Consider the following 19,696-nt stretch of genomic DNA (forward strand, 5'->3'; position numbering starts at 1 on the left):
CTGATTTATTGGAGCCCATACCTACTCTTTTCTCAAACTCTCCCGGTAGGCCTTGGGACTATGTCCCGTCATTTTTTTGAAAATGCGGCTGAAATGCTCAGGATTGAGATACCCGATCTGCTCGGAAATATCCGAGATCCGGCTCCCCATCTCCAGCAGTCGCTTCGCTTCATCGATTCGCAGCTTCGTCAAATAGTGGATGAAATTACAGCCCACTTCTTTCACAAACTGCTTGCTCAAATAACTCTCGCTCACACCCACCATCTCGCTGATCAGCGACTGGTTGACCTCCTCGCGATAATGCATGTCGAGAAACTTCTTGGCGCTGGCAATTGGCGTGCTGAAACGAACTGCATGAACATCGAGATTGCCGTGAATAACCTTGTGAGACCGCATAAGAAGCTGACTGACATAATGAAGTGTCTCGTCGAGCGTCTCCAGTTGCTTAATGGCCTCGAAGGGATTTAGCTGCGAGGGCTGTACTTCTTCAATGCGAATGTCTTTGGCATACAGAATCGCCCCCAATTCCCACAGCACATCTCCAAAGTAAGATCGCAGCTTCTCAGGAAGCTCCTGCCTCGCCCCCTGCAATCGCTTCGTTAATTGCTCATACACATGAACCCACTGGCTTCCGTCCGCCTGCCTCAAAGCTGGCAGCAATGCCAGCCTGTCAGCCTTCAAATCCTCCCACAATGCTTGATGCCGAGCCTCCTTCAAGCCGTGCGCAGCGGTCATCGCGGACTCCCGGTAAAAGAGCTTGCCCAAGCCCTCATAATAACTCCGCCCAGCCAACTGACGGGCCTGAACATACAAGCGGCTCCACTGTAGGAAGCCACTGGCCAGGTCACTAATGCCCACCGAAACGGAGGCATTCACATATTGCAGCAAGCGCGTCTGAATCATCGTCAGCGCGCTGTGAATTTTGGCCCTTATCGCTGATTCGCTGCGTTCTTGCGGGAACACGCACATCAGCACATATTCACCTGCCTCCCGGCGAACGATTTCATGAGAAATCGCCATTTCCTGAAGCACCGTCTGCATCGTTTGCTGGATAAAACCATGGGTCTTGGTCGTATCGCTTCCTCTTTCCGTCTGAATGACAATTGCCATCTCATTCGTTTCCTGTGACAACTCGCTGCCCGAAGCGGCCAAGTGTTCGAACGCCTCCGCCTTCTTCTCCTGATGCGGATCAAGCAGTTTTTGCAATAAAGCATCCTTATCTGGAAAAGACAAAGCGTGCAGGCCCGTCTGCCCCATGATTTCGCTCGACGGCTCCCCGCCCAATTGCTCTAATTCCTTGACTGCCTTGGCGATAACGGGGGCGATATGCTCCTCATCCATATCCACTTTGACGATGTAATCGAGCGCTCCCAAGAGGAAAGCTTCCCTCACATAGCTATAATCACTATAGGCGCTCAGTGTAATAGGAATTGGCCGCTTCATCAGAGAGATCGAGTCACGCACCGCTTTCAGAAGCTCAATGCCGTTCATTCGGGGCATCTGGATATCCACGAGGAGCAGGTCGATGTGGCCATGCTGCTTCAGCAGCGCGAACGCTTCGACACCGTCACCCGCTTCACAGACAATTTCGATATGGAAAGCTTGCCAATCAATTAAATGATGCAAGGCTAAGCGAACTAACGGTTCATCATCGACAATCATCATCTTGTACACGGAAGTCCCCCCTCATACAGAAGTTCGTCTGTCTAATTGCCTGACGGCTACCCTTTCACGGCGCCATCCATTAACCCTTTGAAGATGAATCTCTGAAACACGATATAGAACAGCACACTAGGCAGCAGGACAAGAATAATTCCCGCACAGAGCGCTACGAGATCGGACGTTCTCTCACCGACAAAAGCCATTAAAGCCGTCGGCAATGTCGCCAATTCCTTCTTGGGCATATATAAATTTTGCAAATAAATATCATTCATGATCGTCACGCTTTTGAGAATGCCAAGTGTTGCCGTTGCTGGCAGCAGCAGCGGGAAAATAATTGACCAAAACACACGGAAGTACGAAGCCCCGTCCATCATTGCGCTTTCATCGAGCTGTGCCGATATCTTTTCGAGAAATTGAATGTAAATATAGATTTGCATAATGTCCGTACCTACATAGATAATCAGCGGAGCCCCCAGCGTATTGTATAAATGCATCGAATGAATGAGCTGAAAGCGCGCAATTTCCGTTGTGTAGGTCGGGATAATCATCGAAACGAGAAACAGCAGGAGAATGACCTTTTTAAATTTAAAATCGAATCGGTTGAGCACAAAGGCCGTCATCGTGCCGAGCAAGGCATTCCCTGCCATACTTACGACCACCATAACAAACGTATTGCGCAAACCGAGCAAAATATGACCTTCATTGAAGGCTTTGACATAATTCTCGAAATGAAAGAAATTTTTTGGCAATGAAAATGGTGAGGTGGCTCCCAGCTCTGCATTCGTCTTGAACGAACCGAAAACAACGAGAAGAATCGGAATAAACACGATCAAGCACATCGTAATAAAGAGTATATAGTAGAGCACGTTACTGAGCAATTGACGTTTACTTGCCGCAAGTGAAGTTTCCATTATGACTCGCTCCGATCTTTAATGATCCAATTTTGCAAAGATGAGAATCCGATGATCAGGATCAGAAGACTAACCGCCATCGCTGAAGCGAGACCGTAATTATTGTAGGTAAATGCGGTTTGCAGGGAAAATAAACCAAACGTTGAGCTCGCTGTTCCTGGCCCGCCGCCTGTCATGACATAAGGAATATCATACTGCAGCAGTGCGCCCGAGATGTTCAGGAACAGAATAATTTCCATCACGCGACGAATGCCTGGCAGTGTAATGTGGCGCAGCTGCGTCCAGAAACCAGCTCCATCCATCTTAGCTGCTTCATATAGATCTGTCGGAATCGACTGCAAACCGGCCAGCATGAGAATAATATGAACACCGCTAAAGCGCCATACCGATACGGCGACCAGCGAGTAATTGACAACGTTCAAGTTGCTTAGCCAACCAGTGATGAGCGACTCCAGCCCCACTGCTTTGAGCAGCTCATTAAGCGGCCCATTGACCGGATTATAAATGTAGCTAAACATATAGGCGACAGCAATACCGTTAATGATATAGGGCATAAGCACCGTAAAGCGAAAAAACGAGCTTCCACGAATGGTGCGATTGAGCAGCACCGCCGTCATTAATTCCACAGGAATGAAGAGGAGATGGATGACAAAATAAATCCCATTGTTGCCGATCGCTTTCCAAGCATCCGGAAAATCAAAGATTAACTTGCTGTAGTTATCCCAACCTATATATTTCAAGCTCTCACTGTATCCATCCCAATTCGTAAAGCTGTACCGAAACAGTTGAAACGTCGGATAGATCAGGAATAAGAGCATGAGCGCTACAGGAACAAATAAGAATGACCCTATAATAATTTTTTTCTGCAAGGTGTAACTCATTTCACTCACTCCTAAACTCTCTATTGATGACAAAAGGGTACTATTCCGTCTTGCTCAAATAGTACCCTCTATGGTCCTTACTTCGCTGCGGAATCGATCGCTTTCTTCCACTTATCGTTTAATTCTTTCTCAACCCCATCAAGCGGTTTGCCTGCAAAGATACTTTGAGCTGCTTTTTTCGGATCGAATTGCGCTGCTGCGCTCACTTTCGCGTATGTTTCATCGGTTCCATAGTAAATGAATGGTTTGTACGGATTCGTCGTCGTCCATTTATTGAAAAATGGCAGCTCCGCTGTCACACCGTTCACCGTAGAGAACTGTTGTAATTTATTAATAAACGGCGTATACACGTCTTTGCTGAACATCCACTCATAGAATGCTTTCGCTTCTTCCACGTTCTTGGAATTCTTGTTGATCCCGACGTTCATGTCGGACATCATAATCGATTGTACATCCGCGCTTTTCGCGTCGTTGAATGGCAGTGGGAATACGCCCAAATCGTCGTCCGCTTTCACCTTTTCCATGTAGGAAGCATAATACCATTGGCCCAAGGCGATCATTGCAGATTGCTTGGCTTCGAACGATTGCGTCGATTGGTCGAAAGAGACGGAAAGAGCGTCTGGACCTGCATACTTCTTATCTGCGATTTCCTTGATGACTTTGCCTATTTTATCAAATGTGCTGCCAGCAGCGAACGGCGCCGGATTCTTGGCTAGATTAGCCAAATACTGCTCATCACCGGATAAGATATGCGGGCCAAACTCCATCAGCGGATAGAAGGTCCAATCATCCTTGCCGCCGATCGCGAGCGGTGTGTATTTGCTGCTTGCTTTGACCTTTTCCAAGACCGCCATGAATTCTGGAAACGTTTTCGGAACTTCAATGCCTAATTCCTTGAACATACTTGGATGGTAGTACACGAATTCCGAGAAGGAAACGAGCGGCACACCTAGCACTTTGCCATCCACTTTAGTCGGATACTTGTTGTTCTTCACCGCATTCAAATCATCCAAAGGCAGCAAAGCTTGCTTGTAAATTTGGAAATGCACAGGCTTTAAATACATCAGATCCGGCAAATCGTTAGCCGCCAATCTAACTTTCAGGTATTGCCCTCCATTGTCAGGCACTTTCTCCACTTCAACGGAGACGTTAGGTTTCACCTTCGTGTACTCTTTGACCTTCTCCGTCCAGAACTCCAGGTCCGCCTTGGTGTCCCACATTGCCAGCTTCAGCTTCACAGGTTCTGCCGGCTTCACTGTTTGTGCGGCTTTCGTCGCATCGGGAGCTGCGCTCGCCGGCGTTGATGTTGCTGTCTGTTTATCGCCGCAACCTGTCAATGCCGTCATCGCTACGACCCCAATCAAAGCCAATGAACTTACCCATTTTCGTTTACGCATCGCTTGACCCTCCACGTGTTGCAAGATTAGGTTGTTTGTACCTTGGATTAATCATAATCGATGAATACCGACAGCCGAATGATCGATTTTGCCCAATCCTTGATCTATTTTGAACTAAAATCAAACGCTTCATCCTGACTGCGAATAACGGGAACGACGATTTCCACCCTTGTCCCGGTCGGTTCCAGACGTTCGATGGTCACTCCGTATTCCGCTCCATAGTGCAGAACAATCCGTTGATGAACATTCAGAATCCCCATGCCGCTGAACGTATAATCTTGATCCGAGGACGCGAGCTTCTCGATCTGTTCATCCGAAATCCCCATGCCATTGTCGGCAATAACGATCCCAAGACGCTCTCCCAGCTTATGAATTTCGATCGTAATCATCCCGTTCGTTTCTTTGCTTACCAAGCCGTGGGTAATCGCATTCTCCAGAATCGGCTGCAGCAGCAGCTTCAAAATGTAGAAGGACGTCGCGGCTGGATCGACCACCCACTGCACTTCGAATTTATTGCCGTAACGCGTTTCCATGATGAAAATATACTGCTTCAAATTCTCGATTTCATCGGCAAGCAAGGTCAAGCTTCCCCCGCGATTGAAAGACGAAGACACGAGGCGAATGAGCGCCTGCGTCATATTGCGGATATTGTCCACGCCGCTGATGATCGCCATAAGCTTGATTGAGTTCAGCGTATTAATGAGAAAATGAGGATTAATCTGCGACTGCATAGCAGCAAATTCCGCCTTCTGCTTCGCTTTCTCCTGCAGCTCCGTTTCTCTAATCAGCAGCTTGATTTGATCCATCATATGATTGAACGTACGTCCGAGGGTCACTGTTTCCGCGCTGCCGGACGCCTCGATCTTCGTATTGAGATTGCCGTCCATAACACGGGACATCTTCACCACTAACACGTGGATCGGCTTCATTAACTTGTGCAGCAGATAAAAAGAAATGAACAAAAATACAACGATGACAACAGCCGTTGCGAATAAAATCAATTGATAAATGCTGCGATAATTGGCCGTCAACTCACTGTATGGGATCTTGTAGACCACCTTCCAGTCGGCAATGCCAACCGTCGCATAAGTGACCAGCATCTTCTCTCCGCGAATCGTCGCGACGAAGTTGCCTTCACGCTGCGCACTGATCCGGCTCATCAGCGAGGCATCTAGTTCCTGCTCATCTGGAGGAATATTGTAGCTTGAAGCGATCACTTCGCCCTCGGCGGTAAGAATTCGAAAAGCGGATGAGCCGCTAATCGGATTTTGCCACAGCATTTTCTCGAAATAGTCCCTGCTGAATACAAAATAAATAAAATCGATATCATGCAGCATTTGATAATAACTCGGTCTAATCGTCGTCACAATGCTGGCCGCATCCGGTGAACCATACAGCACACCCATTTGCTTGCCTATGAAATGCACATGGTCCTGCTCGGTGATCGTAGCGGGGTACCAGTCCATTTTGCGCAGCGTCATATCGCTGACTGCCAAATCCTTCAGATACGAATAGCTGCCTCCGCCCTTGAAGAAGAAATTGACCGACTGTACCCTCCCTGACATGGATGAGCTGTATTTGCCAAGCGCCTTCGAAAGGTCATTGTAATAGGGCTGACGTTCATTCGAGCTGGACTCGTGCAGCAAGGTCGCCGTTTCTAGCACCTCGGTGTCCATGCCAACAGCCGCCGAAAAGGTGACGACATTATTGATTTCCTGCTCAATCGAATATTTAACGGCGTGAAGCGTCTGCTGCGTTCGATCCGTCGTCTGCTGAATGAGATCTCGCTTGTAGACTTGCAGAATCATCGTAGAGATAGTGAGAATCGGCAGCACTACCATCGTAAACAATAAAATATATAACGTCGTCGACGTTCTCCATGGCTTTTTCAATAGCTTCATACGCGCGACCTCCCCATAATTGACATAATCATAGCATAAGTCGGAACTCTACTAGCCTATGAAAATGTAATGAAACTTTCACACTGTATTTTCATAGAATCGTTTATAATAGTTGGATGCTAGGCAAAAGGTAACACTAATTCTCACAAAAAAAGGAATGATCCTATGGTATCAACAAGTCCTGAATACTGGATTTCCAAACTTGAATTAATCGCTCATCCCGAAGGCGGTTATTATAAAAGATCGTATCAAGCCGAGGAAACCGTTACAGACAAGGAATTATCTGTTCAATTTAATGGTCAACGCTTGCTGTATACAAGCATCTATTTCCTCCTGCAGTCCCATGATGTTTCGCACTTTCACCGCTTGAAATCAGATGAATTATGGTACTTTCATGCTGGAAGCCCATTAACCATTCACGTCATTCACGAAAATGGCAGCTATGAGGAAGTCAAGCTAGGAATGAATTTGGACAAAGGGGAATCGCTGCAATATTTGGTTCCCAAGAATTCCATCTTTGGTTCCTCCGTTATGGAAAAGGACACGTTCTCCCTGGTTGGCTGTATGGTTGCTCCTGGATTTGATTTTCAGGATTTTGAGTTGTTCACGCAAGATGAGCTGTTGGCGCAGTATCCTCAGCACCAAGAGATTATTAAACGATTGGCTTATGAGCTGATTCCGGTTTAAATTAGGAAGCAGGACAACCATGGCTTCGCCGGTTTGAGTTTAACTTCTTACAAGCGACAAATCCTATTAAGGGAACTCAAGTTCGCTATTTAGGCAAAAAGCGGGGATGCTAGCGTGTTAGCGGAACTACAGGGTCTTATTTCCGTGATAAGCGCTGAATTTCCCACAAAACAGCAAAATAGCGGACTGTAGTTCCCTCAACCTCGCAATAGTGGCACTTTTTTCTAGAATAGCGTACTGTAGTTCCCTCCCTCTCGCTATAACCACACTATTCGCTAGAATCGCGGCAAGACGTTCCCTGTTCTCGCGTTGGCAGCTGGAGTAACTCCACGTTCACTCCAAAACATATAAATTCTCACAAAAAAAAGCCTGAGATTCCATGTGTTGCATGGGATCGCAGGCTTTTATTACTTCCATTTATTTTGTCGATATTCGGTTGGCGTAAAACCCTTATGCCGTTTAAACATTTTGGAAAAATGCACGTAATCAGAAAAGCCAACCGCAGCACTCACTTCATAAACTTTGTTAGCTGATTCAGAGAGCTGCTCTGCCGCTTTATCCATTCGCAATCGAATCAGATATTGGCTGAACGGAACGCCAAACTCCGATTTAAACATATGACTGAAGTTAGCGGGCTTCACCTCAAGCTGCTGCGCAATCTTCGTTAGCGTAAGATCAGGATCGCCAAAATGCTGCTCCAGATAGGCAATTGCGGCTTGAGTTACTTTGCCGTATCCCCAGTTCCTTATTCCCCGAATTGTTTTCATTGCGGCATACATATGAGCAGTGAATGTATCGAAGTGATGGGTGATTGTGCCTAAACCTCGCGGAAACGGTAATTCTTGCCCCGCAGCATAATGGAATTCCGCTTCCAATAATGCGATATATCCAGTAAGTTTTCGCTCCATATCGTAGGCCGACAGTCTGTTTGCTGAAAGTTTATGCTGTAACGAGGTCAATTCTTTCTCAATCTCCAACTCCCTAAGATTCCATAAATCATTAGCCAACTGTTTGGCACTTGTCTTGAAAGACCACAACTGCTCCTTATTATCATGAACAATGCGTGCTTTCTCTAGCTGTATCTTCTCCCGCAAGGCATTTAATGTGGGCAGCAGGTTATCCTCGTTGATCGGTTTTAATAAATAATCGGCTGCACCGGCACGCATAGCTTGTTGAGCGTATTCAAATTCCCCATAACCGGAAACTACGATGACCGAAGAAGAAATCCCTTCCTTCCTAAGAGCCGTCATAAAGCTCAATCCGTCCATCACAGGCATACGAATATCCGTAATAATGATGTCTGGCACATGCAGTCTGGCCAGTGCTAGTGCCTGCTGCCCATCCTCTGCTTCCCCCACAATCCGGAATCCCTTGGCTTCCGACTCCATAAGTGCAATGAGCCCCATTCTTACAATAGGTTCATCTTCGACAACAACGACGGTCATCATTCAGATTGCTCCTTCCGATACGGCATTCTAATCTCTACAATGGTTCCAAAGCTTTCAGAAATCACAATGGAAAGACCGTAAGGTTCGCCAAACTCGAGTCTTAGCCTACTGTGGACATTCCACATGCCAATACCTCCAAATGGAGCACTCGCTTGCAGCATTTGTTCTTCTGACATTTGGGCAAAAGCATGGTTATACGTATCAACTAGATCTGGCGGCATTCCCCTGCCTTTATCAATAATCAGAAGTTTTACGCCAGAATCATCGAAACTTGCTCGAAGACCAATATACTCAGGCTTGATGGAATAATCCTCGTAGCCATGAATAAAGGCATTCTCAACAATCGGCTGCACGGTGAGACGAAGCGTATGAATATCCTTCAGCCGATCAAAATTCAGATCCACATCTACTTCCAAACTCTGATAACGTTCTTGCTGGATGTGAATATAGTTGAACATATGCTGGATTTCCTCCGCAAGCGAAACGGTATCCTCCGCATTATCGATGCTATAACGGAATATATCAGACAACCATACCGTCATCTGACTAATTGGTTTAACCTTGGCAATGATGGCATAGGCATTAATAACCCCCAGCGTATTATAAAGAAAATGGGGATTAATTCTCGCCTGCAGCATTTGCAGCTTCGATTCTCTTTGATGAATAGCCATTTCTTTTTCCTTCAGATGGGAAGTATGAATCATTTCAATCAGCCGATTTAAATCTTCTAACATGAGATTAAATCCTCTGTTCAAACTTCCGATTTCATCCCTGCGCAGCGGAGCGCGTATGCTCAGGTCACCCATCTCTACTTTTTTCATTAAATTCATTAATTGCGACAGAGAACGCGTGATGGACAGTGAAAAACTGAAAATAGTCACAAAAGCCAGAACGATCAGCAGTAAGACAAAGCCCAGCGTTAAATTGCGAAAATAGATCAGATCTTCCATGAGTTCCCGCAGCGGAACTTCCGACACAATCGTTAGCCCCGTTGCTGCAGAACGGTTATATACAACAATTGTCTTGCCTGCTCCTGTTCCATTCGTAAAGTAAGGAGCGTTTATATGTTCAAAGCTGCGCTTATACCTATCCGGCAGAAGCTGCTGCCATTTTTGCGAATCAGGGTGGTACAAATAGCGGTCATCCGTGTTCACAATGGAGATCATCCCTGTTTTGCCAAGTTCAGCTTGGTTAATGATGTTCGTCGTTCGGTTCAGGGATAAATCAATGATCAGATAACCTGCTGTTACATACGTTTCATTATCTATGATTCTTCGAAAGACTGTAATAACCTCCGTACCGTCTCCCGTCCTGCTGATGCCTAGAATCCGAAAATTATCCTCGTAGTTCTCTGCGAATTCTTTTCTGTACCTATCTACACGATCTGAGAAAGCTATATTGCTATAATAAGGCCCTTTAAGGGAAATGACGGAAAGTCCATAGATATCATCTCGATTATACACGGTGTTAGGAATGAGATCTGATCGGATATGGGAGCTTAAATCGTAATAATCATATTGATTATTAGGGTCTATTTTGACAAACTGCTGTACGAGAGGATGGGCAAGAAGAGGGAGCGTCGCTTTCTTAATGTCGGAAAAGTACACATCGAGATTATAGTTCATTTGGCGCATCAATTGTTGACTATTGTTAATCGCGTTATCCTCAATGGTTTCCATGGAGCGATCATACCAGAACTTGCCGAGAACTAGAAAGGGCACACAGAAGAAGCCGAAGAAAAGCAGAACCAGCTTTAACTTAATCGTCATCGTCTTGATTCGCATAACACATTCCCCTTCTTCTTCCGTCTGTGCCTCTGAGATAGTTAGTATAAGCTTAGCTTATTTAGCGTAATCAGGAAACCCTTTGCTATTCTTTGACCGACCCCAGCATAGCGCCTTTAACGAAATGCTTTTGAAGGAGCGGGTATACAATCAGAATCGGCAAGGTAGCCACCAATACGATGCCCGCTTTCATCATTTCTGGCGTAAACTGTGTACTGAGCTGAAAATCACTCATTCCCGTATTGGCTCCATTGTCTACGATGAGATTGCGCAGCAGAACCTGAAGCGGATACAGCTCTCGCGAACGAATGTAGATAGTTGCAGAGAAATAGGAATTCCACTGACTGACCGTATGAAATAAGGTAATTGTAGCTAGTACAGGCAAAGATAACGGCAATACAATTCGCGTGTAAATGCGCTGTTCACCGCAACCGTCAATTTTCGCAGCCTCAAATAACTCCCCCGGAACACCTTGGAAAAAAGTACGGATGATGAGGACATAAAAGGCGCTCATCGCCCCAGGAATAATGAGTGACCATAGCGAATTAATCATGCCGAGCTGCTTGACCAATAAGTAACTTGGTATTAAGGGTACGGGGAAAACGAATGTAACGACAATAAGTTTCATAATGATTTTCCGCGCAGGCATCATCGGCCTTGTAAGCGTATAAGCCAAAAGCGAGCAAAGGAGCAGCGTCACGATTGTTCCGATAACTGTAATATAAATACTCACACCCATCGCACGCCAAATATCGTCTAATGCAAAAATGGATCCATAGACATTAAACTGCATGCCTTTGGGCCAGAGCCCGACCAATTTGGCATTCGCATATTCCGGAAGGCTTAGCGACACAGCCAATAAATGAATAAGCGGCGCGATCATGCTCAGACTGGTAACCGTCAATACAACGATGTTGGCAACTGAAAACCATGGAAAGGAACCAGCGCTTCTCAGGTCAATCCCCTCCTCTATGTCTAATAAACACCTTCACCGGTTGTTTTCTTGCTCAATGTGTTAACCAGCGTCAATAGAATTAATCCGATGACTGATTTAAACACACCGATTGCCGTGGAATAACTATATTGGCTGTCCAGTAAACCAACCCTATAAATATACGTATCAAATACTTCACCGACATCTCGCACAAGCGGGTTTAGGAACATTAGCATTTGTTCAATGTTGGCATCCAGTAAATTCCCGACTCTTAGAAGCAGCAGGACAATGATTGCCGGCATAAGCGAGGGCAGCGTAATCGACCATATTTGCCGAATCCGACTGGCCCCATCCACCGTAGCAGCTTCATATAAGCTCGGATTGATCCCGGCTAGCGCGGCCAAATAGATGATGGTCCCCCATCCAATTTCTTTCCAAATGCTAATGGATATAACCGTTCCAAGAAACGTCGCTGAATTCCCCAGAAAATCATAGGGCCCTAGGCCAACGTTATGCAGCATTTGATTCATCCAGCCTTTAACGTCAAGAAGATTGGAAAAAATGCCGCCTACAATGACCCAGGACAGAAAATGAGGTAAATACAGCATCGTCTGAAGCGGACGTTTCAACCACATAGCCCGCAATTCATTCAGCAGCAAGGCTAGTACCAAAGGGGCCGGGAATCCAAAAAATATGGAATAAAGGCCCAGTTTTAAGGAGTTGCGCATGATAATCCAGAAATCATCATATCGAAACAAAGTAAGAAAATGATCCAACCCCACCCACTTGCTGTGGAAAAGCCCTTGAAAGAGGTTGTAGTTCTGAAAAGCAATGATGTTGCCCACCAGCGGGATATATTTGAAGGTGAAAAAGTAGGCCAAGCCGGGTATTGCCATGAGAATGAGCACCCAGGATTCTTTGAATCGGATCTGTGCAAACAGGGCGTTCTCCCCCTTATCTCTTATCACTAAATTTGTTATACCACTCCGTCGCTTCTTTAATGGCAGCATCGCCGCCGCGTTTTTTCCAATCAGCCACAAAGCTGTCGAACGCGGTGTCAAGCGGTTCCCGTCCCGTTAGCACCTTGGCAAACATGTCCAGGAAAAGTGTGCCTTGCGCAGCGCCAATATTTAATTCCGGATGGCTTGCAAGCGATTCCAAACGAGGCATATATTTCGCTTCATTCGGAATTAGACTTTCTTTGGACGTGGCATAACCCTTTGTAATCTTGGCTGATTCCGGCAGAGCCTTAAGCACCAGCGGTGCTGCGAATCCGATCTCACGAGGGTTGAGTGAAACCTGATACATTTGGAAGGCATTCTTCTCTACATTGACAGGCTGATTAATATCGTATTTAATCTGTCCATTTTCTTCCGTGAAGTTTTGTCCTTTTATGCCATAGGCGAAAAATTGATCAGCATCAGGACTGCTGTAAGCCCACTCCAGATACTTAATGATGTTCTCTGGATTTTTGGTTTTGGCCGGTATCACCCAGACGAAATATATCTCATCCGATTGCAGCGCCATGCCTTTGTCACCACGAGGGCCTTGTGGAGGTGCAATCATGCTAACAGAGGCATTAGGTTGATTAAGAAACGTTTTTTGGGCGTTATCCTTCCCATACCCAGCCAGGTATTGATAAACCGCGGCTCCCCATACGCCAACTTCCCCCTTAGCGATAGAAGCATTCTGTTCATCTTCTTTTTTCACAAACAAATTGGGATTGATATAACCTTTATCGTATAGCTGCTTGTAGAAAGCAATCGCTTCTTTCATTCTTGGGTCGATAATATCAGGCATGAGCTGCCCATTCTTGAGGCTCCATTTGTTCGTATGAACACCAAACGCTGGAGTGAAAATATCGGTCCAAATAATATTGTTGAACATGCCTAAACCATATTCATCATTTGGATCGCCATTGCCGTTCATATCTTCTTTTTTAACCGCTTCGAAGAAAGCTAAGTACTCATCAAGTGTCTTAGGGGCATCCATTTTCAGCTTATCCAACCAATCTTGGCGAATAAAGATGGAACGATCGGCCGGTACCCCACGGGTAACGGGTATGCCATAAATTTTACCGTCCTTGGAAATGCGCGGACTTTTCCAGAATTCTGCGGGTATTTTCTTCTTTAGCGTAGGTGCATATTTGTCAATGAGAGGGCCGAGTTCAAGAAACACGCCTTGATCCACAGCACCACTGTGCATAGTAGAAACTACGCTGTCCGTCCGGATCAGGTCCGCAAGATCACCAGAAGCAAACCTAAGCGATAGCTGCTGGGCATAATCACTATGTCCCAAGAAATCATATTTCACATTGAAGCCGGATAGTCGGTTCAGTTCTTTCTTGTAGATATCGTCTTCTTTCGCTTGTTTGGCATAGGCAAATTCCGAATGAGACAAAAGAATATGAATGGGCTCAGAAGCGGATGCACTCGAAGACGAAGTTGCTGTTGGTGCATTGGTGGAATTCCCACATCCAGCTAACAAGACAACAGCCATCAAAGCGCCAACCATAGTGACCGTGCTCCGTTTGCGAAGGAAACGGGAGTTATATGAAACTGCTTTCAAATGAAGTAGCCCCTCTCTCGATACTTTTATTATCATGGGCCCATGATTGTTTTTATTATATTGGCACTTACAATAAATTCACATGTGTTTTTAGTCAGAATTATGTGTTTATTCAAAATACATGAGAAATACTAGGTGGCCCCTAACGAACTCCCTACCCCTTATTTGGTCAAAATGGGGTGTTTTGAAAATCTAACGAACTCCCGATGCGCTATTTCATGAAAATGATCACCATTCCGCCTAAAAACTGCTTGATAACGACAATTCGGTTCATTAGATTTTCAAAGTAGCTAATTTTTCGTATATAGGCTTCGTATGGTTCTTTAGGATGATAGATTGGTTGTGCGGGGGAGCAGGCTTTGAGGCGGTGGGGTGGGGCTTTAGAGCAGCGGCGCGTGCGGCGGCGGATCAGCCATGCTTAACTCTGCCTATTAATGCTGTTTTCCAACGTTAGGCTGTCCCAAAAGTCAAAGAACCGTAGTGAACGTGGCTTAATCGGGAGGAACATTGAATACTTCATTACTTTTGCAAATGAACAGATTTCCGAATAGCTAGAAAATGCCAGCTATAAGCCTGTTAGGTGATGCTGTCAAGAAAGTACTTAGAAACCAAGTAACGAGCAAACAGCAACTCGCTAGACAAATTAAAAAAGCTGCATTGGCAGCCGATATCATCCACACAGAAGTGAGTGATTACATATTAAGGTCATTATTATATGCATCCTCATGTCTAATCTCGACTTATCCAATGTTAATACGTCCGTAATTGCCGGACTCTCAATCATCATTGGTAAGTTTGAAATGAAATTTGGGATTTATCTTACTTCCATCACTCTCGATGGGCAAAAGCATTAAAAACTTGTCCCCTGAGCGGTCTTATAGGACAGCATTTAATAGAACAGGGTGTAACATTACTCATCCAAATGGAGGATAACATGAAAATACTGAAAAATGCTGGAAAGAAAACATTAATTTCTACTTGCGCTATGATTATACCGAAGATTCAAATTTCACTGAAGGGCTTGCAAAATGGAATGATAGTGCTGCTGATATTCAAATCAATTCTGCTAGTTACTCTAGTTCTGACGTAGATTTATACTCTGTAACTACATCAACATGGAATTCAAATGGCTGGGGAGATGGTGAAGGATGGACACAGCCCTACTCTTCTACTAATGGAGCATGCGTAAGTTCTCCTTCAGATGTTACTGATATTTGTGGCTCAAGTGATACTATTAGTTATGCAGCAATCTATCTGCATAGTGGTAATGTTTCGTTTTTCGATAGCAGACGCAGAGCAGTAATAGCACATGAACTAGGTCATGCTGTCGGATTAGCACATACACAGTTTATATCTACTCAGGCAACTTCTCTAATGACCAAAGGATTAAAGGGTGGATACACCCCTAGCGCCTATGATGTAGGTGAACTTAATGGTAAATACTAGAAATAATAATTGAGGGATATAAAATGAAAAAAAGATGTTAATTGCAACTTTATCTATATCAATGAGTATAATAGTGGGTTCTTCATTAGCATTAGTCTATATTAATAAACAAGATCACACTATAGAGCAAGGTAGTCATAGTGTCAATTCAATTAACGATAACTTAGAGGAAGCTCTTTGGAATGTTGAATTAATTATAAAAGGAACAGTATTAAATGAGGGTAATACCTATAAGAAGGATGCTGGCATTCAAGGCAAACAAAATTTTTCATTCGATGTGACACCTGCAAATATAAAAGTAGATAAAGTTCTTTATGGAATTATTGATACCAATTCAATTACTTATTTACAACATGGTTCCTCATCAAATTCATTAGAAAGTAAGAACCATGTTAAAAAGGGCGAAGAAGTAGTTTTAATGCTTGTCAAAACAGATGAATGAAATTATTGGTCTTATAACTTCGATGATGGCATATGGAATATAAAGGACGGAAAAGTGTCATCTAAATTAGAATCAGAGCATTTGCTGAAATTTAAAGGTTCAAATTTAGATACTTTCATGAAAGAAGTATCTTTTGCTGCCAAGAATAAGAAAAGAAACGCAAATTATAAACACTAGAAATAAAAAATAGCATTTGAAGATGCTTAATTAACGACAAAGAGCCTCACTCTCAAGTGTAGGCTCTTTATTTTTACAGATATTTAGTATTATATAGTAAAACATTCAATGAAGATTATACATTATACACTTGATACCAAGTCGATAGGTAATCCTAACAATTACCTATCACTGCAAACAGCCGAACAAATCCCTTGTGTTCGGCTGTTTATATTTTATTCAAAAGGAGACTAAGCACTATGTATGACGATACACTTATTAACGATTCACTTAAGAAAGCAGAGCGTCTGAACATAACAAAAACCCTTGATAGGTCATTCAAGGGTTGATCATAGGATGCGGTCGGAGGGATTTGAACCCTCACGCCTTGTGAGCGCCACCCCCTCAAGATGGTGTGTCTGCCGTTCCACCACGACCGCGAGGTATAAAACAATGACCCGTAGGGGACTCGAACCCCTGTTACCTCCGTGAAAGGGAGGTGTCTTAACCACTTGACCAACGGGCCATGCATGTCACTGAGCTTGATCAGCCCGTTTTGACGACAATTGTTATTATAATGGATTCTTGCGCCGTTGACAAGCACAAAATCTGGAACACATCCAATGAAATATGGTATGCTGAGACCAATTCAAATTATTCGAGGTGCAAGCTATTCATGCTCATCTATGACACTACCCACGGCCTTGTCCGTGAGCAGGCCGCTCGCTTTCCTGAACCCAACGAAGTCGCTTGGATACGCATGGAGAATGCATCTGCCAAGGAACTCAAGCATGTGCTCGGAGACCTCTATCACTGCCATCCCCTGCTCATTGAAGATGCGATTAAACTGAATCAAAGACCTAAGATGGATGTGTATAAGAATCACATTTTTCTAACCTTCTTCGCCGTATCTGAAGAGCTGGAACCGCGGGAAATCGGCATTGTGATCGGTGCCAATTTTGTCATAACCATCTACAAGGACCCTCTTCCCTTCCTGGATCAGTTGTATCACACCTGTCAAGAGGTCGAAGATCGTTTACGCCACCCCGGATCGATTCTGCATGCGATACTAGACCGATGCGTCGATGACTACTCCGTCGTTGTGGACCATTTTGACGATCGCCTCGACCGCATGGAACAAGCCGTGTATCAGAACCCTGGCATTCGCATCGCACAGGATATTTTCCAGCTCAAAAGATCCATGCACCAACTGCGCCGAGTCATCGTCGAGGAACGCATTACGCTATCCGCCATCACACATCACTCCTTCCCCTACACACGTGAAGAAGATGATGTTTATTTCCTAGATATTATGGACCACATCTCACGAATCGTGGATTCACTCGATATCTTCCGGGAATCGCTGACTGGGCTGCTCGAACTCCAAATGAGTATGAAGTCCGACCGAATGAATGAAATCATGAAGACGCTGACGATTTTCAGCACTATCTTTCTGCCTCTCACTTTCATTGTTGGCCTTTACGGCATGAACTTCAAACTAATTCCCGAGCTTAATTGGCATTATGGCTACGTCTTTGTCTGGATTGTCATGATCCTCACTAGTGGATGCATGTGGTACTTCTTTAAGCGTAAGCATTGGTTCTAACAAGCAAAAGGCACCTACTGTGATCTTTCACGTAGGTGCCTCTTGTCGTATGAGCGCTATGCGATTTTAAAATAAGCGACGGATTCGTTCAACGTATTCACAACCGAGCGGAGCTGCTCTGACGCAGCGGCTATGTTCTGCATCATGGCTAGCTGTTCTTCGGTTGCAGCGGCAACGTTTTGTGATTTCATAAGGATATGCGATGTACTGGATGCTGAGTGATCCATCGTCGCCGATATTTCTTGCGAACTGGCCGACATTTGCTGCGTAATCGCTGATGTTTCATGAATTTGCGTCACAATGTGGGTGACGGATGCCATAATCGTGTGGAAGCTTTGATTCACTTCCTGCATCATCACCGAGCCCGTGCTCGCTTCTTGCTTAGTCGCATTCATCGACTCAGATACGCTGGCAATCTCGACTCTCGTCTCATGAATGAGCTGATTAATCCCATCTGCCGATTCGATGGATTGCGCCGCCAGCTTGCGGATTTCATTCGCAACGACATTGAACCCCTTGCCGTGCTCGCCCGCCCGCGCCGCCTCAATAGAAGCATTCAGAGACAAAAGATTCGTCTGATTAGCGAACGTCGTGATGCTCGAAGCAATAAGCCCGATTTGATCGGATTTGCGTGTCAAAGACAGTACAGTCAGCGAAAGCTGTTCCACAGACGCAAGCATGTTAGTGATCTGCTGCTGCAGCTTGCCAAGCAAGTCGTTCCCAATTGTCGCATGTCTGGACGTAAGCGAGGAATGATCTGCCATGACAGAAGAGTTTTCCGCAACACGTTGAATGCCGATCGCCATCTCTTCAATAGCTCTGCTTGTTTCTTCACTGCTTCTTGCTTGCACTTCAACGTCATGCGTCATCTCTTGAATGTTGGTTGCAACGTGCTCAGCGGCTGACGCGGATTCCTTAGAGCTATCTGACAGCTCAACCGAGGCATCCTGCACGAATTGGGTATTGTTAGCGATCGTTGTGATCAGCCCTTTTATTTTGAACACCATCGAATCGACAGATTCCGTTATTTTGCCGAACTCATCATTCGCATATGTCTGTTTTGGCTCGTGGCGCAGGTCTCCTGCAGCAACTCGACTGGTCACAAGCATAATGGCTTTAACCGTTTTCATGATGATACTAATCACAACTCCACCGGAAACTGCCAGCAAAATGATAAGAATTGCAATCGAAATGTAGATCGTCTTCGCGGTTTTATTATTTTGATCCCGAATATCTTCAATGCTCGTTTTCGCATATATATCGAGAATCTCCCCGATTAGATTCATGCCTTCCCGGCCTTTTTCAAACGTCGCACTTAACTTCGAATCATTAATTACGCCCTTGCCTGCGGCTCCTGATTGAACAACGGTGTTCGCTTCTTTGGCCCACTGGTCAAATGAAGTATGGAACGCTGCCATGTTCTGCTCGATCGTCGATTTCGTTTCCGTATGCGCGACCGCAAGCAAACCCTTGCCTTTTAGAATATCATAGGCCTGCCCTACTCTTGAATTCGTTTGATCAATGTTATCCTTCAAGTCCTTAAGCTGTTTCGTTTTCTCCTCAGGGCCCAAAGTACCCGAAACCAGAAGTTGATAAGCGGTTAATGCTTGATACATATCACGGTCCGCATTGAGAATGAGTGATGTGCTCTTGTCTGTTGTCTCATAAAGAGATGAGGCCAATACGTCTGTATTGGTTTTGCTATGCTGCAATAAATAAATGCTGGTGCCCAAGTACAGAATCGAAGGAACTAATACTAATAAAATCAGACGTACACGGATCGAAAATATTTTGGCCAAGGTTAGCTCCCCCTAGAAGTAAGTTTAATCTTACTATAAAAGAAAATAATTTGATTCATATTAGCTAAATGTTA

General features: G+C 44.9%; 15 protein-coding genes and 2 tRNA genes. 4 read left to right on the plus strand and 13 right to left on the minus strand.

The genetic code is table 11. From position 1 onward, the window contains the following. Positions 1-21: 21 nt before the first annotated feature. The 5 genes from IEY34_RS07760 to IEY34_RS07780 form a co-directional block, all read right to left on the minus strand. The gene (locus IEY34_RS07760) at positions 22-1,665 is read right to left on the minus strand and encodes a helix-turn-helix domain-containing protein (protein WP_229757519.1); all 1,644 of its coding nucleotides are present in this window, start codon (positions 1,663-1,665) and stop codon (positions 22-24) included. Between the two features lie 56 nt (positions 1,666-1,721). Further along, complete coding sequence (locus IEY34_RS07765; RefSeq protein WP_189009963.1) at positions 1,722-2,573, minus strand: carbohydrate ABC transporter permease; 852 nt, start codon at positions 2,571-2,573, stop codon at positions 1,722-1,724. Continuing rightward, the gene (locus IEY34_RS07770) at positions 2,573-3,454 is read right to left on the minus strand and encodes a carbohydrate ABC transporter permease (protein WP_189009965.1); all 882 of its coding nucleotides are present in this window, start codon (positions 3,452-3,454) and stop codon (positions 2,573-2,575) included. The genes IEY34_RS07765 and IEY34_RS07770 overlap by 1 nt, the downstream gene beginning before the upstream one ends. Positions 3,455-3,531: 77 nt before the next feature. Then, positions 3,532-4,851: an ABC transporter substrate-binding protein gene (locus IEY34_RS07775; RefSeq protein WP_189009974.1), complete on the minus strand. Its 1,320-nt coding sequence runs from the start codon at positions 4,849-4,851 to the stop codon at positions 3,532-3,534. Between the two features lie 104 nt (positions 4,852-4,955). Next, positions 4,956-6,752 carry a sensor histidine kinase gene (locus IEY34_RS07780; protein ID WP_189009976.1) on the minus strand — a complete coding sequence of 599 codons (1,797 nt, stop codon included), beginning with the start codon at positions 6,750-6,752 and terminating at the stop codon, positions 4,956-4,958. Positions 6,753-6,917: 165 nt separating this feature from the next. Here IEY34_RS07780 and IEY34_RS07785 point away from each other — a divergent pair, with 165 nt between their 5' ends. After that, a complete protein-coding gene (locus IEY34_RS07785) occupies positions 6,918-7,439 on the plus strand; it encodes a cupin domain-containing protein (protein WP_189009978.1) in 522 nt (173 codons plus the stop codon). Between the two features lie 407 nt (positions 7,440-7,846). Here IEY34_RS07785 and IEY34_RS07790 read toward each other — a convergent pair whose 3' ends face one another. From IEY34_RS07790 to IEY34_RS07810, 5 genes are all read right to left on the minus strand, one after another. Then, positions 7,847-8,887: a response regulator transcription factor gene (locus IEY34_RS07790; RefSeq protein ID WP_189009980.1), complete on the minus strand. Its 1,041-nt coding sequence runs from the start codon at positions 8,885-8,887 to the stop codon at positions 7,847-7,849. Continuing rightward, positions 8,884-10,671: a sensor histidine kinase gene (locus IEY34_RS07795; RefSeq protein WP_189009982.1), complete on the minus strand. Its 1,788-nt coding sequence runs from the start codon at positions 10,669-10,671 to the stop codon at positions 8,884-8,886. The genes IEY34_RS07790 and IEY34_RS07795 overlap by 4 nt, the downstream gene beginning before the upstream one ends. Positions 10,672-10,756: 85 nt before the next feature. Next, positions 10,757-11,575, minus strand: coding sequence for a carbohydrate ABC transporter permease (locus IEY34_RS07800; RefSeq protein WP_229757511.1), 819 nt, complete (start codon positions 11,573-11,575; stop codon positions 10,757-10,759). A gap of 71 nt (positions 11,576-11,646) precedes the next feature. Continuing rightward, positions 11,647-12,501, minus strand: coding sequence for an ABC transporter permease (locus IEY34_RS07805; RefSeq protein WP_229757512.1), 855 nt, complete (start codon positions 12,499-12,501; stop codon positions 11,647-11,649). A gap of 58 nt (positions 12,502-12,559) precedes the next feature. Next, positions 12,560-14,173 carry an extracellular solute-binding protein gene (locus IEY34_RS07810; RefSeq protein WP_189009993.1) on the minus strand — a complete coding sequence of 538 codons (1,614 nt, stop codon included), beginning with the start codon at positions 14,171-14,173 and terminating at the stop codon, positions 12,560-12,562. A gap of 978 nt (positions 14,174-15,151) precedes the next feature. Between IEY34_RS07810 and IEY34_RS07815 the strand changes: the two genes are divergently transcribed. Continuing rightward, positions 15,152-15,619 carry a zinc-dependent metalloprotease family protein gene (locus IEY34_RS07815; protein WP_189009995.1) on the plus strand — a complete coding sequence of 156 codons (468 nt, stop codon included), beginning with the start codon at positions 15,152-15,154 and terminating at the stop codon, positions 15,617-15,619. Between the two features lie 34 nt (positions 15,620-15,653). Then, on the plus strand, positions 15,654-16,061 hold the full coding sequence (locus IEY34_RS07820; protein WP_189009997.1) for a hypothetical protein: 408 nt from the start codon (positions 15,654-15,656) through the stop codon (positions 16,059-16,061). A gap of 514 nt (positions 16,062-16,575) precedes the next feature. On the opposite strand, the gene IEY34_RS07825 is transcribed toward IEY34_RS07820, so the two are convergent. Both IEY34_RS07825 and IEY34_RS07830 read right to left on the minus strand, forming a co-directional pair. Then, positions 16,576-16,657: transfer RNA gene (locus IEY34_RS07825), tRNA-Leu, on the minus strand. Between the two features lie 14 nt (positions 16,658-16,671). Beyond that, positions 16,672-16,743, minus strand: a tRNA-Glu gene (locus IEY34_RS07830). 150 nt (positions 16,744-16,893) lie between these two features. On the opposite strand from IEY34_RS07830, the gene corA reads away from it, so the two are divergent. Beyond that, complete coding sequence (corA, locus tag IEY34_RS07835) at positions 16,894-17,823, plus strand: magnesium/cobalt transporter CorA (protein ID WP_189009999.1); 930 nt, start codon at positions 16,894-16,896, stop codon at positions 17,821-17,823. Positions 17,824-17,879: 56 nt separating this feature from the next. Here corA and IEY34_RS07840 read toward each other — a convergent pair whose 3' ends face one another. Continuing rightward, a complete protein-coding gene (locus tag IEY34_RS07840; RefSeq protein ID WP_189010001.1) occupies positions 17,880-19,622 on the minus strand; it encodes a methyl-accepting chemotaxis protein in 1,743 nt (580 codons plus the stop codon). Positions 19,623-19,696: the final 74 nt, after the last annotated feature.

The organism is Paenibacillus marchantiophytorum (assembly GCF_014640555.1).
Taxonomy (GTDB): domain Bacteria; phylum Bacillota; class Bacilli; order Paenibacillales; family NBRC-103111; genus Paenibacillus_E; species Paenibacillus_E marchantiophytorum.

Excerpts from the sequence above, each read along its gene's own strand:
- IEY34_RS07780 (WP_189009976.1), bottom strand. The coding sequence starts at position 6,752 with ATGAAGCTATTGAAAAAGCCATGGAGAACGTCGACGACGTTATATATT.
- IEY34_RS07785 (WP_189009978.1), top strand. The coding sequence starts at position 6,918 with ATGGTATCAACAAGTCCTGAATACTGGATTTCCAAACTTGAATTAATC.
- IEY34_RS07775 (WP_189009974.1), bottom strand. The coding sequence starts at position 4,851 with ATGCGTAAACGAAAATGGGTAAGTTCATTGGCTTTGATTGGGGTCGTA.
- IEY34_RS07770 (WP_189009965.1), bottom strand. The coding sequence starts at position 3,454 with ATGAGTTACACCTTGCAGAAAAAAATTATTATAGGGTCATTCTTATTT.
- IEY34_RS07760 (WP_229757519.1), bottom strand. The coding sequence starts at position 1,665 with ATGATGATTGTCGATGATGAACCGTTAGTTCGCTTAGCCTTGCATCAT.
- corA (WP_189009999.1), top strand. The coding sequence starts at position 16,894 with ATGCTCATCTATGACACTACCCACGGCCTTGTCCGTGAGCAGGCCGCT.
- IEY34_RS07790 (WP_189009980.1), bottom strand. The coding sequence starts at position 8,887 with ATGATGACCGTCGTTGTTGTCGAAGATGAACCTATTGTAAGAATGGGG.
- IEY34_RS07795 (WP_189009982.1), bottom strand. The coding sequence starts at position 10,671 with ATGCGAATCAAGACGATGACGATTAAGTTAAAGCTGGTTCTGCTTTTC.
- IEY34_RS07765 (WP_189009963.1), bottom strand. The coding sequence starts at position 2,573 with ATGGAAACTTCACTTGCGGCAAGTAAACGTCAATTGCTCAGTAACGTG.
- IEY34_RS07820 (WP_189009997.1), top strand. The coding sequence starts at position 15,654 with ATGTTAATTGCAACTTTATCTATATCAATGAGTATAATAGTGGGTTCT.
- IEY34_RS07805 (WP_229757512.1), bottom strand. The coding sequence starts at position 12,501 with ATGGCAATACCCGGCTTGGCCTACTTTTTCACCTTCAAATATATCCCG.